General features: G+C 57.8%; 14 protein-coding genes. All 14 read left to right on the top strand.

Annotated features, from left to right (window positions below; translation table 11 throughout):
* Positions 1-168: 168 nt before the first annotated feature.
* The 14 genes from smc to ABD796_RS17080 all read left to right on the top strand — a co-directional run bounded on the left by smc (position 169) and on the right by ABD796_RS17080 (position 13,071).
* Positions 169-3,741: a chromosome segregation protein SMC gene (gene smc, locus ABD796_RS17145; RefSeq protein ID WP_344909612.1), complete on the top strand. Its 3,573-nt coding sequence runs from the start codon at positions 169-171 to the stop codon at positions 3,739-3,741.
* A 109-nt stretch (positions 3,742-3,850) separates the two neighbouring features.
* A complete protein-coding gene (ftsY, locus tag ABD796_RS17140; protein WP_344909608.1) occupies positions 3,851-4,843 on the top strand; it encodes a signal recognition particle-docking protein FtsY in 993 nt (330 codons plus the stop codon).
* A gap of 58 nt (positions 4,844-4,901) precedes the next feature.
* Positions 4,902-5,849: a ribokinase gene (rbsK, locus tag ABD796_RS17135; RefSeq protein ID WP_344909604.1), complete on the top strand. Its 948-nt coding sequence runs from the start codon at positions 4,902-4,904 to the stop codon at positions 5,847-5,849.
* A 5-nt stretch (positions 5,850-5,854) separates the two neighbouring features.
* The gene (gene csaA, locus ABD796_RS17130) at positions 5,855-6,184 is read left to right on the top strand and encodes a chaperone CsaA (protein WP_344909600.1); all 330 of its coding nucleotides are present in this window, start codon (positions 5,855-5,857) and stop codon (positions 6,182-6,184) included.
* 136 nt (positions 6,185-6,320) lie between these two features.
* Entirely contained in the window at positions 6,321-6,671 is a 351-nt protein-coding gene (ylxM, locus tag ABD796_RS17125) for a YlxM family DNA-binding protein (RefSeq protein WP_344909597.1), read from the top strand.
* Between the two features lie 43 nt (positions 6,672-6,714).
* Positions 6,715-8,097: a signal recognition particle protein gene (gene ffh / locus ABD796_RS17120; protein WP_344909593.1), complete on the top strand. Its 1,383-nt coding sequence runs from the start codon at positions 6,715-6,717 to the stop codon at positions 8,095-8,097.
* Between the two features lie 95 nt (positions 8,098-8,192).
* Positions 8,193-8,465, top strand: coding sequence for a 30S ribosomal protein S16 (rpsP, locus tag ABD796_RS17115; protein WP_344909590.1), 273 nt, complete (start codon positions 8,193-8,195; stop codon positions 8,463-8,465).
* 21 nt (positions 8,466-8,486) lie between these two features.
* Positions 8,487-8,717, top strand: coding sequence for a KH domain-containing protein (locus tag ABD796_RS17110; RefSeq protein ID WP_344909585.1), 231 nt, complete (start codon positions 8,487-8,489; stop codon positions 8,715-8,717).
* Between the two features lie 110 nt (positions 8,718-8,827).
* Complete coding sequence (gene rimM, locus ABD796_RS17105; protein WP_344909580.1) at positions 8,828-9,352, top strand: ribosome maturation factor RimM; 525 nt, start codon at positions 8,828-8,830, stop codon at positions 9,350-9,352.
* Positions 9,352-10,092 (top strand): tRNA (guanosine(37)-N1)-methyltransferase TrmD, encoded by a 741-nt coding sequence (gene trmD / locus ABD796_RS17100; protein WP_344909577.1) that lies wholly within the window; start codon positions 9,352-9,354, stop codon positions 10,090-10,092. Before rimM ends, trmD begins: the two co-directional genes overlap by 1 nt.
* A 142-nt stretch (positions 10,093-10,234) precedes the next feature.
* Positions 10,235-10,576, top strand: a complete 342-nt coding sequence (rplS, locus tag ABD796_RS17095; protein ID WP_344909574.1) for a 50S ribosomal protein L19 — start codon at positions 10,235-10,237, stop codon at positions 10,574-10,576.
* A 235-nt stretch (positions 10,577-10,811) separates the two neighbouring features.
* Positions 10,812-11,321: a signal peptidase I gene (lepB, locus tag ABD796_RS17090; RefSeq protein ID WP_344910296.1), complete on the top strand. Its 510-nt coding sequence runs from the start codon at positions 10,812-10,814 to the stop codon at positions 11,319-11,321.
* 77 nt (positions 11,322-11,398) lie between these two features.
* Positions 11,399-12,304, top strand: coding sequence for a ribosome biogenesis GTPase YlqF (ylqF, locus tag ABD796_RS17085; protein WP_344909572.1), 906 nt, complete (start codon positions 11,399-11,401; stop codon positions 12,302-12,304).
* Between the two features lie 128 nt (positions 12,305-12,432).
* Positions 12,433-13,071, top strand: coding sequence for a ribonuclease HII (locus tag ABD796_RS17080; protein ID WP_344909569.1), 639 nt, complete (start codon positions 12,433-12,435; stop codon positions 13,069-13,071).
* The last annotated feature ends 94 nt before the right edge of the window (positions 13,072-13,165 follow it).

Here is a 13,165-nt window from a genome sequence, read left to right as displayed (position 1 = left end):
GGTAATCGGTGAACCTCGCAGAGCCGTCCCGCAGCGCGGGAAGATGTGTACGGGCCGGGTTGTATGCTACAATAGAATGGACGATTTATCGGAAATAACGGCTTTTCATGCGAAAAGTCAAGGACGCGTTTGAAGTCACTTTGCTCCGCAAAGTTTTGAGGTGAAGCCATGTTTTTGAAACGTTTGGAGTTGGCCGGATTCAAATCGTTCGCCGACAAAACCGAGCTGGAGTTCGTGCAGGGAATCACCGCGGTTGTCGGGCCGAACGGCAGCGGCAAAAGCAATATTTCCGACTCGATCCGCTGGGTACTGGGGGAGCAAAGCGCACGTTCGCTGCGCGGCGGCAAGATGGAGGATATCATTTTCGCCGGCAGCGATTCCCGCAAGGCGGTCAATTACGGCGAAGTGTCGCTGACGCTGGACAACACGGACGAGGCGCTGAAGCTGGACTTCAACGAGGTGACGGTAACGCGCCGGATTCATCGAAGCGGCGACAGCGAATATTTTATAAACAAGCAATCTTGCCGGTTGAAAGATATTACCGAGCTGTTCATGGACACCGGCATCGGCAAGGAAGCGTATTCGATTATCGGTCAAGGCCGGATCGAGGAAATTCTCAGCACGAAGTCCGAAGACCGGCGCGGCATTTTTGAGGAAGCTTCGGGTATTGTGAAATACAAGTCCCGCAAGAAGGAAGCCGAGCGGAAGCTGTCCGATACGGAGCAAAACCTGCTGCGCATCCACGACCTCGTATCCGAGCTGGAGGACCAACTGGAGCCGCTGCGCGATCAGTCGGAAAAGGCGGTCCGCTACAAGCAGCTCAAGGAACAATTGAAGTCGGGGGAAATTTCCACGTACGTGTACCAGATCGAGCAGATTCACCATTCGTGGGCCGAGGCCAGCGAGAAGCTGAAGGCGCTGCAGAAGCAGGAGCTGGAGCTGTCCACGGTCGTCAGCCGTCACGATGCGCTGCTGGAGAAGGAGCGGATGGAAGCCAGGCGGCTGGAAGAGGAGATCGACCGTCTTCATGAGACGGTACTCCGTCTGAGCGAGGAGTTCGAGAAAAGCGAAGGCCAGGGTGAGGTGCTCAAGGAACGGCGCAAAAACTTGCTGAGCAACCGCGACCAACTGGAGCAGACGCTGGCGGCTCAAGATCGCCGTATCGCGGAGAAGCAAGGCGAGGCGGACGCTTTCCGGATGAAATATGCGTCCCTGGAGCGCGAAGTGGGAGAGCTTCAAGAGAAGCTGACATCCGAAGAGGAGCGGCTTCTCGGTGTTGCCGGCGGGGTCAGCAGCTTAGAAGAGGAGCATCTGAAAGCCGACCTGCTGGAAACGCTGAACCGGATGGCGCAATCGCGCAACGAGGTGCGTTATGCGGAGCAGCATCTCGAATCGCTCACCCGCCGTATGGAGCGTATGGACGAAGAGTATGCCAAGTGGTCCGGCCAGCATGAGCGGATTGTGCGCCAGCGCGGCGAGCTGCAGGAGCAGGCGGAACGGTTGGCCAGGGAGCTGCAGGAAAACCGCGACCGCTACTCCGCGCTCGGACAAGAGCTGAAGGCCAAGCAGGAACTGCTCGGCCAAGTGCAGGACATGGTGCGCAAGTGGGAGCAGAAGCTGGAGGCTCTCGTCTCCCGCCGCGATACGATGCGCGAGATGGAGAACGATTACGACGGCTTCGCCCACGGTGTCAAGGAAGTGCTGAAGGCGAAGGAACGGGCCGACGGACTGAAGGGCATCCATGGAGCGGTGGCGGAACTGGTCAAAGTGCCGGCTGAGGTGGAAACGGCGATCGAGACGGCGCTTGGCGGAGCGCTGCAAAATATCGTCGTCGAGAACGAGGCGTCGGGTCGCGAAGCGATCGCTTTTCTGAAGCGCCGGCAGGCCGGACGGGCTACGTTCCTGCCGTTGGACGTCATACGCGGTCGCTCGATTCCGGAGCATGAGAAGAAGACGTTGTCCGAGGTAAAAGGCTTTGTCGGTATCGCCGTCAATCTCGTCCGGTTCGAGGACCGGTACGAGCAAATTATCGCCAGCATGCTCGGCAACGTCATCATATCCGAAACGTTGGAGGAAGCGAATCGGATCGCCGCCAAATGTCAGTACCGCTACCGGGTCGTAACGCTGGACGGGGATGTGGTCAACCCCGGCGGTTCGATGTCGGGGGGAAGCCTGAACAAGAAGACGTCCAGCCTGCTCGGCCGGAAGCGGCAAATCGACGAGATGGACAAGGAAATCCGCGCGGCGGAAAGCCAGCTCGGCGATCTGCGCAAGAAGCTGGAGGGCATCCGCCGCGAGCTGGCCGAAGGCGGACGGACGCTGGACGAGCTGCGGCAGCTTGGCGAGCAGCAGCGGATCGAGGAGCAGCAGATTCGTTCCCAATTCAATCAGTTGGACAGCGAAGGGAAAAATGCCGAGCAGCAAACCGCCCTCTACTCGCAGGACCGCGAATCGCTTTCCGCCGAACGGGGCGACTTCGAACGGAAGAAGAGCGGAGCCGAGCAGTCGCTTGCCGCGCTTCAGAAAGAAGAGCAGTCGATTCAGCAGTCGATTCGCGATGCCGAGCTGAAGCGCAAGGCCAAGGAATCGGCCAAGGAGGAATTGCAGGTTCAATTGACGTCGCTCAAAGTGAAGACGGCTTCGATGAGCCAGGAAAAGCAGTCCCTCGAGGAGCAGCTTCGCCGGTTCGACGACGATCTGGGAGCGTCCGAGCGGGAGCGCGGCGGCAACAGGCGGCTGCTCAAGCAACTGGAGGCGGATATCGGGGCCAACGAGGACCAGACGGTCCATCAGACCGAGCAGTTGAACCATTTCCGCCTGAAGAAGCTGGAAGCTTCCGAGCAGATGGAGTTCAAACGGGCGGAGCGGGCCAAATGGGTGCAAAAGCTGGAGGAAGGCGAGAGCCTGACGCGGGAGCAGCGCACCCAGCTCAAGACGGTCGAAGAGCAGCTGCGTCATACCGAAGTGCGCGTCAACCGGCTCGATGTCGAGCTGGAGAATCTGTTGAAGAAGCTGGCCGAGGAGTACGAGCTCAGCTACGAGCTGGCGAAGCAGCGCTATCCGGTGCCGGACGACGTGCCTGCCCTGCAAAACGAAGTGAAGGACCTGAAGCGGCAAATTGCCGCGCTCGGCGACGTCAACCTTGGGGCCGTCGAGGAATACCAGCGGGTCAACGAGCGTTATCAGTTTTTGAGCGAGCAAAAAAACGATCTGGTCGAAGCCAAAACGGCGCTCTATCTCGTCATCCGGGAGATGGACGAAGAGATGTCCAAACGTTTCAAGACGACGTTCGACGCCATCCGCACGCAGTTTGTGCAAGTATTCGCGAAACTGTTCGGCGGCGGCCGGGCCGATCTGATCCTGTCCGAGCCCGATCGGCTGCTCGATACCGGCATCGAGATCGTGGCCCAGCCCCCGGGCAAGAAGCTGCAAAACCTGCAGCTCCTAAGCGGCGGGGAGCGCGCGCTGACGGCTATGGCGCTGTTGTTTGCGATCCTCCACATCAAGCCGGTGCCGTTCTGCGTGCTGGACGAGGTGGAGGCGGCGCTGGACGAAGCCAACGTAAGCCGGTTCGCGGAATATTTGCGCGAGTTTTCCGGACAGACCCAGTTTATCGTCGTGACCCACCGCAAAGGTACGATGGAGTCGGCGGATGTGCTGTACGGCGTGACGATGGAGGAAGGCGGCGTATCGAAGCTCGTGTCCGTCCGTCTGGACGAGGACAACCCATTGACCGCCTAGCAGTAGGACGAACAAGGAAGACGGAGAGTTTGAAGCGAAGTCGTTTTCGTGCTGACATGGGTGCGAGGCGAATCGGTTTATAGAAAAATACGACGGATGGAGAGTCGCCATGAGTTTTTTTAAAAAGCTGCGGGAAAGTATATCCGCCAAAGCCGAAACGGTCACGAACAAGTTTAAGGAAGGGTTGAGCAAAACCCGCTCCGCGTTCGTGGAGAAGGTGGAGGATCTGATCCTTCGGCGCAAGAAGATCGACGAGGATTTTTACGAGGAGTTGGAGGAGATTCTGATCGGCGCCGATGTCGGCGTCAATACGGTCTTGGAGCTGATCGAGCAGCTTCGCACTGAGGTGCGCAAGCGGAAGATCGAGAATCCGGCCGACCTTCAGCCGATTTTGTCAGAGAAGCTTGTCGCCATGATGCAGGGACCGGAAGACAACAGCCTGCATATGAACCCGACCGGCATGACGGTTTTTCTGTTTGTCGGCGTGAACGGGGTAGGCAAGACGACCTCGATCGGCAAATTGGCGCATCGGTTCAAGAAGCAGGGGAAAAAGGTGCTGCTCGCCGCCGGCGATACGTTCCGTGCCGCTGCGATCGATCAGCTGGAAGTGTGGGGACAACGCGCCGGGGTCGACGTCATCAAGCATTCGGAGGGCTCCGATCCGGCTGCGGTCATGTTCGATGCGATCCAGGCGGCCAAAACGCGCGGCGTCGACGTGCTGCTGTGCGATACGGCCGGACGTCTGCAAAATAAGGCGAACCTGATGGAAGAGCTGAACAAAATTTACCGGGTCATTCGCCGAGAAATTCCCGATGCGCCGCATGAGACGCTGCTCGTCATAGACGCCACGACCGGGCAAAACGCGCTGATCCAGGCGAAGCTGTTCGGCGAGAAGACCGGCGTCACCGGGCTGGTGCTATCCAAGCTGGACAGTACGGCCAAAGGAGGCATCGTCATCGCCATCCGCAACGAGTTGAACATTCCGGTCAAGCTGGTAGGGCTCGGGGAAAAGATAGACGATCTGGAAGATTTCGATTCGGAGCAGTTCGTGCACGCGCTGTTCGCCGGACTTATTCAGAAGGAAGCCGCCGACGAATCTTAAGGAAGCCTGGAAGCGCCACATAAAATCAGCTTGCGATAGCACAAGAAGGAGCGATACCATGACGGGTGAAACGAACAAACGCAAAGCGAAAATTGCCGTCGTAGGCAGCATCAATATGGATTTGGTCGTCACGACAGCCAAATCCCCGGTTCCCGGAGAGACGATACTCGGCGAAAGCTTCTCGATGATTCCGGGCGGCAAAGGCGCGAATCAGGCGGTTGCGGCTGCGCGTCTCGGAGCGGAAGTCAGCATGATCGGCTGCGTTGGCGGCGATCTGTTCGGCGGCAAAATGATCGAGCAACTGCGGAACGAAGGGATCGATACGTCGCATGTGCGTGTCGAGCAGGAAGCGACGACGGGCGTGGCGCTGATTCAGGTGCTGGGAGACGGAGACAACAGCATCGTCGTCGTGCCCGGAGCGAATGCGCTCGTTACGGTCGGGCAAGTGGAGGAAGCTGAGGCGAAGATCGGTTCGGCCGACGTGCTGCTCGTCCAGTTGGAAATTCCGTTCCCCGCGGTGGAAGCGGCGCTGCGCATCGCCCGCCGTCATGGCGTGCGGACGATACTGAACCCGGCCCCGGCTCAGAAGCTGCCGGCCGAGCTGCTGGAGCTGGTCGACGTACTGACGCCGAACGAGACGGAAGCGGCTATATTGGCGCACGGCACCGTCGAAGGGGCAGGCAGCCTGGAGGACCGCATGACCGTGCTGCAGGACATTGCCGGTCACGCTTCCTTGTTAATTACCGTCGGGGAAAAAGGAGTCCGCACCGCGATCGGCGGGGCGAGAGCGACATACCCGGCTTACAAAGTCGATGTGGTCGACACGACGGCGGCAGGCGACTCATTCAATGCCGGCGTGGCCGTCCGCTGGGGAGAAGGGGCGGAGCTGGCGGAGGCGGTTCGTTTTGCCTCCAAGGTCGGGGCGCTCACGGTCACCCGGTTCGGCGCGCAGTCGTCGCTGCCGACGCGCGAACAGGTGGAGAGCTTCGCCGGGGCGGAAGCTTGACTCGAATGGCGGAATATGGACACTTTGCCGAGCTCGATATCCGCATCGGGACGGTCGTCTCCGCCGAGCCGTTTGCGGAAGCGCGCAAGCCGGCGATCAAGCTTGTCGTGGATTTCGGGGAGCTTGGCTTGAAACGGACAAGCGCCCAAATTACGAAACGATACGAACCCGATGCTCTTGTCGGCACGCAGGTCGCGGCGATCGTCAATTTTCCCCCGAAGCGGATCGCGGGTTTCGTCTCCGAGGTGCTTGTGCTCGGGGCTGTTCCCGAAGAGGGAGATGTCGTTCTGCTGCGGCCGGATACGCTTGTGCCGAACGGCGCTCCGATTGCCTGAAGTCGATCTGAAAGCGATCCTCCAAGCTGACAAGGTAAAATACTTGACAACGTTCCGAACAATCGGTACAATAAGGTTTGTTGAAGTTGTAAAGTGTTTTTCCTTTACAGCATCCTCTTCCAGGAGGAGTGGCGAGATGGCTGGCGAAGATACTCTCCGCAAGACGAACCGTATCAATATGCTGTTCGATATTTACGGGCCGCTGCTCACGGAGAAGCAGCAAACGTTTCTCGGGCTTTATTTCCACGACGACTACTCGCTGGGGGAAATATCCGCCGAATTCGAGATTAGCCGTCAGGCCGTTTACGAGCATATCAAGCGCGCCGAGCAGACGCTCGAAGAGTGCGAGACGAAGCTCGGACTGCTGGGGAAGCACGAGCAGCGAAGAGAGCTTTCGGAACAGATCGAGGCTATATTCGGTCAAGCTTCGCTGAATGGACAGGACGAATTGAAACGACTGGTGCGAAACCTGTACAATATAGATTGAACGACAGCTTTATCCAATCCACCGAAGAAGCGGGGGGATGACCATGGCATTTGAAGGATTGACCGGCCGGCTGCAAAATGTGCTGACCAAGCTCCGCGGCAAAGGCAAGCTGACCGAGGATGACGTTAGCGAAGCGCTGCGCGAGGTGCGCCTCGCCCTGCTGGAAGCGGACGTCAATTTTAAGGTCGTCAAGGAATTTATCGCCAAGGTGAAAGAGAAGGCGATCGGTCAGGACGTACTGAAAAGCTTCACGCCGGGCATGGTCGTCATCGATATCGTTAACAAAGAGCTGACGGCGCTCATGGGCGGCACGCAAAGCAAGCTGGCGAAGGCGAACAAGCCGCCGACTGTCATTTTGATGGTAGGCTTGCAGGGCGCGGGTAAAACGACGGCTTCCAGCAAGCTGGCCAAGCTGCTGCAGAAGCAGCAGCACCGTCCGCTGCTGGTGGCGGCGGACATTTACCGGCCTGCCGCGATCAAGCAGCTGCAAGTGCTCGGCGAGCAGATTAAGGCGCCGGTATTTACGCTCGGGGACAAGACAAGCCCGGTCGATATTGCCAAAGGCGGTTTGCAGCATGCGAAGGACAACGGCAACGACTATGTGATTATCGATACGGCCGGCCGGCTGCAAACCGACGAGCAGCTGATGGAAGAGCTGCGGCAAATCGTCGAGGCGGTCAAGCCGGACGAGACGCTGCTCGTCATCGATGCGATGACGGGGCAGGAAGCGGTCAGCGTCGCCGAAAGCTTTCACGCTCAGCTGGAGCTGAGCGGCATTATCCTGTCGCGTCTGGACGGCGACTCGCGCGGCGGCGCGGCTTTGTCGGTCAAGTCGGTAACCGGCTGTCCGATCAAATTCGCCTCGATGGGCGAAAAAGTCGACTCGCTCGAGCCGTTCCACCCGGAGCGGATGGCGTCGCGGATACTTGGCATGGGCGATATGCTGTCGCTGATCGAGAAGGCGCAAGCGAATATCGATGCCGATAAAGCGGCGGAGATGGAGCGCAAGATGCGCAACGCCGAGTTCACGTTCGAGGATTTCCTTGAACAGATGGAACAGGTGAAGAAGCTCGGTCCGATCGACCAGCTGCTCGACATGCTGCCCGGAGCGAACAAAATGAAGGGCATGAAAGATTTGAAGGTGGACGATAAGCAGATGGGACGCGTCGTCGCCATCGTCAAATCGATGACCAAGGAAGAAAAGGTCAAGCCCGAGCTGCTGAACGCGAACCGTCGCAAGCGGATTGCCAAAGGCAGCGGCACGACCATTCAGGACGTCAACCGGCTGATCAAGCAGTTCGACGATATGCGCAAAATGATGAAGCAGTTTTCGTCGATGATGGGTCCAGGCGGTCCGAAGGGCATGAAGCAGTTGAAAAACAAAATGGGCAAAGGCGGGGGCGGCTTCAAGTTTCCGTTCGGTTAAACCGGCGGATACCCCGGAATCCCGCTTAAGCGGCCCGTTCATTTGGCAAGCATCGCACCCGTTACAGGGATTCTTTTAAGGGAGGTGAAAACATAATGGCAGTTCGCATTCGTCTGAAACGTATGGGCGCTCACAAGGCTCCTTTTTACCGCGTGGTTGTATCGGATTCCCGTTCCCCGCGTGACGGCCGTTTCATTGAAGAAATCGGCACGTACAACCCGCTGACTTCGCCGGCTTCCGTCGCAATCGACGAGGACAAGGCGTTGCAATGGCTTCAAAACGGCGCGCAAGCGTCCGACACGGTTCGCAGCCTGCTCAGCAAAGCCGGCATCTTGACTAAGTTTCACCAAATCAGACAACAGAAGTAATCTGTTGATTTGGAGGTTGCTATGAGAGATTTGATCACCGTTATCGCGAAGGCGTTGGTTGATCATCCGGAAGATGTCGCGGTGAGCGAAGTGGAGGTAAAAGACGAGCTCGTTTACCGGCTGTCCGTTCACCCCTCCGATATGGGGAAGGTGATCGGCAAGCAAGGGCGGATCGCCAAAGCTTTGCGCACCGTCGTCACTTCGGCGGCCGTGAAACATAACAAGCGTGTGTCCGTGGAAATCGTTTCTTGACGACGGAAACGGCGCGGCTTAAAGGAAATGAAGGGTTAGGTCCTGTACCTAGCCCTTTTCCCAATATGCGAGGTCCATTAGCACGGGAAAGAGCCGATAGGGAGGGAACCATGAGCGGAAAACGATTTAATGTCGGGAAAGCGGTCAATACCCACGAAATCCGGGGCGAGCTGAAAATCGTGGCGCAAACCGATTTTCCGGAGGAACGCTTCGCCAAAGGGAGCAAGCTGCTGCTCGTCGATCCGAACGAGGAGACGAACGTGCTCCCGGTTACGGTACAGACTGCCCGCACGCACAAAAATGTATATATCGTGAAGTTTCAGGGGCACGATAATATCAACGATGTGCTTCCGTACAAGGGATGGCTGCTTCAAGTTGCGGACGAGGAGCGGAAACCTCTGGAGGAAGGCGAATATTATTATCACGAAATTATCGGCTGCTCGGTCGTGACGGACGAAGGCGTCGAGCTTGGCACGGTGACGGATATTTTGGCGCCCGGAGCGAACCACGTCTGGGTAGTCGATCGTCCGAAAGGCAAGCAGGTGCTCCTGCCGGTAATCGATGATTGCATCTTGGACGTGAACGTGGAAGAGAAGCGGATTCGCGTCCATGTGCTGGAAGGCTTGATCGACTGATGCGCATCGATGTGTTAACGCTGTTTCCCGTCATGTTCGAAGGGGTGTTCGGCTCCAGTATTTTGGGAAAGGCGCGCGACAAAGGCATTGTCAGCTTGAATACGGTCAATTTTCGCGAATATGCCCATAACAAGCACAACACGGTTGACGATTATCCGTTCGGCGGCGGCGGTGGCATGGTGCTGAAGCCGGAGCCGATCTTCGCCGCAGTGGAGGCGTTGACGGCGACCGCCGAGCGTCCTCCGCGGATTGTGCTGATGTGTCCTCAGGGCGAGCCGTTTACGCAGCGCAAAGCCGAGGAACTGTCCGGCGAAGAGCATCTCGTGTTTGTGTGTGGCCACTATGAGGGCTACGATGAGCGCATTCGCGAGCATTTGATTACGGACGAGCTGTCCATCGGCGATTACGTGCTGACGGGCGGGGAGCTTCCGGCGATGGTCGTGATCGACAGCATTGTCCGGCTGCTGCCCGGCGTGCTCGGCAACGAGCAATCGGCGGTAACCGACTCGTTCGGCAACGGGCTGCTGGAATACCCACATTATACGCGCCCTGCCCAGTTCCGCGAATGGGGCGTTCCCGACATGCTATTGTCCGGGCATCATGATCATATTGCCAAGTGGCGCCGCGAGCAGTCGCTGCTCCGGACGCTTCGGCGTCGGCCGGATTTGCTGGACGCTGCGGAGTTGACGCCGAAGGAGCGGGAATGGCTGGCGAAGCTGAAAGCGAACGGCGAGCTATAAGACTTGCAATTCCCTGCGTATATATGGTAAGATATCATCTGTTGTAGTTTTAGTTCGGTGGTCCTCTGCGCGCGATGAGGATGGCCAATATGGGGCCATAAGAGCGAGTACGAACATCTGAGTGGAAGGAGGAAGTCAACCTATGAATCTCGTACGTGAAATTTCGCAAGAACAACTTCGCAAAGATCTGCCGAGCTTTCGTCCGGGCGACACCCTGAAGGTACACGTAAAAGTTATCGAGGGATCGCGCGAACGTATCCAGCTGTTCGAAGGCGTAGTCATCAGACGCCGCGGCGGCAGCATCAGCGAAACGTTTACGGTCCGTAAAGTTTCGTACGGTGTAGGCGTGGAAAGAACGTTCCCGCTGCATTCGCCGAAGCTGGAAAAGATCGAGGTGGCTCGCCGTGGTAAAGTTCGCCGCGCGAAGCTCTACTATCTGCGCGGACTGCGCGGTAAAGCAGCCAGAATTCAAGAAATCCGCTAATACGGGAAGGGGGGCTTGTCACAAGCAAGCCCCTTTTTGTTTTCGATAGACCACTAAACGACCCTGACTGGAGGGGGATGCTTTGAGCGATAACGACTTGAAGGCAAGCGGGAACGACCGTCCGGATTCAGGCGATGACCGCGAGACGGAGTCCGTAGCCGGCGTCGAAGCCGTACCGGCCGGACCGGGACAGGCTACCGCGGCGAAAAAGGTTAAGAACGAAGCGTGGGAATGGATCAAAGCGCTCGTGATCGCATTCGGCCTCGCTTTTCTGATCCGTTACTTCCTGTTCGGCTCCTACATCGTAGACGGACCTTCCATGAAGCCGAATTTCCATACGGGGGAGCGCTTGATCGTCAACAAGCTGCTCTACGACATACGCGCGCCGAAGCGCGGTGAAGTCGTCGTGTTCCATGCGACCCAGGACAAAGATTTTATTAAGCGTGTAATCGCTTTGCCTGGAGAAACGATTAAGGTTCAGGGCGATACCGTCTATATCAATGGTCAGCCACTGGATGAGCCTTACTTGAAGGAAGTGATCGAGCAGGCGAAGCAGGCGGGCCGGACTTACAACGATCTGAATGCGCCGGAGTTGAAAGTGCCGGAAGGGCATGTGTTCGTCATGGGCGACAATCGTTCGGACAGCACGGACAGCCGAATGATCGGTCCGGTAGAGTTCGGTAAAGTCGTCGGACGCGCCGAAATCGTCTTTTGGCCATTGGCCGACATTGGACGCATTCATTAAAAAAAAGCAAGCGGGGGCGCCGTCGGTTAACGGCGCTTCGCTTGCTTGTAGACCAATCAAGCAGCGGGAGGTGACGCATGACAACGATTCAATGGTTTCCCGGTCATATGACAAGGGCCAGACGGCAAATCCAGGAAAAGCTCAAGCTGATCGATATCGCCATCGAGCTGCTGGATGCCCGCGTGCCGTTGTCCAGCCGCAACCCGATGATCGACGATATTCTAATGAACAAGCCGCGGCTCGTTTTATTGAATAAGGCCGATTTGGCCGACCCGGCCGTTACGCGCGAGTGGATTGCTTATTTTGCCGCAAGCGGTATCGAGGCGGTGCCGATCGACGCGGTGACGGGCGAAGGCGTACGGTCGATTCCGGACAGGGCGAAGCATGCGCTGCGGGAGAAGATCGAGGCTCAAATCCGCAAAGGCATGAACCCGCGATCGGTGCGGGCGCTGATCGTCGGCATTCCGAATGTCGGCAAATCGACTCTGATCAACCGGCTTGCCGGCAAGCACGTGGCGGCTACCGGAGACAAGCCCGGAGTGACGAAGGGCCAACAATGGATCAAGGCGGGCGGGGATCTCGAGCTGCTGGACACGCCGGGCATTTTATGGCCCAAGTTCGATGACGAGTTGGTCGGCTACCGGCTGGCTGCGATCGGCTCGATCAGCGATCTGATTTTGCACGTGGAAGATGTGGCCTTCCATGCTTTGCGGAGCTTGAGCGCTACCTATCCCCAACTGCTGAAGCAGCGCTACGAGCTGGAGGAAGTGCCGGCGGGAGAAGCGGAGGCGCACGAGATCGTCGACGTGATGGAGAAGATCGGCCGCAAAAGAGGCTGTCTGCAAAGCGGAGGCTCGGTGAACTTGGAGAAAGCGTCCATGGTCGTCTTGCGCGATCTGCGCGGAGGCAAGCTGGGACGGATCAGCCTGGAACGTCCGGTTACCGTAACGGAAGCAAAGGAAGCACGCCCGACGTCCGAGTAAGGGGGACGCGGAGCGTGCTTTTCGTATCATAATCGGGTCAGCCGGAGCTTGCGGGCTGGCCTTTTTTTGCGTTTATCCGTCCTTCCGGTCTTCCCTCCCGCCGCGAATCCAAGTACAATGAAGGAATCATGCAAGGGTGGAGGAACGTTGCGGTGCTGGATTACGAACGCGATTTATGGAGCCGCGGCGCGCAAAGCGTCGCCGGTATAGACGAGGTCGGACGGGGCTGCTTGTTCGGGGATGTGGTGGCAGCGGCGGTAGTGCTGCCGGTCGGCCTAATTATCGAAGGAATCGACGATTCCAAGAAGCTGAGCGAGAAGAAGCGCGAGGAGCTGTACGGGATTATTCGCGAGCAGGCGCTAGGTATCGGAGTAGGAAGAGTGGATGCCGCGACCGTCGATCTCATTAATATTAAGCAGGCTGCCCGGCTGGCGATGAAGCATGCGCTGGAGGAACTGGCGGAGACGGTGCAGCCCGATTACCTGCTGATCGATGCCGAGAAGGTGGACAGCCCGATCGGCCAACTGGCGATCATTCACGGCGATGCCGTCAGCCAGTCGATCGCCGCCGCGTCGATCATCGCGAAGGTCACAAGAGACCGGCTGTGTCTGCAATGGAATCTGGACTATCCGGAATATGGCATTGCCTCGCATAAAGGATACGCAACGAAAGTACATAGAGAAGCGATTATGCAATACGGGCCGAGCGGGATGCACCGCAAAACGTTTTTACGCGGTATTTTGACCGAGCAGCTGGAGCTTTTCTAAATTGGCCGCCGAATCGGGTCGCATGCTGTACAAAACGGGCAGGGCTGCCGATATATAAGACAAGCAGGATAGATATACGGAAGGAGCGGACCAG

It is taken from the genome of Paenibacillus hodogayensis (assembly GCF_039536325.1).
Taxonomy (GTDB): domain Bacteria; phylum Bacillota; class Bacilli; order Paenibacillales; family NBRC-103111; genus Paenibacillus_AB; species Paenibacillus_AB hodogayensis.
This window is presented reverse-complemented; position numbering and strand designations above follow the sequence as displayed.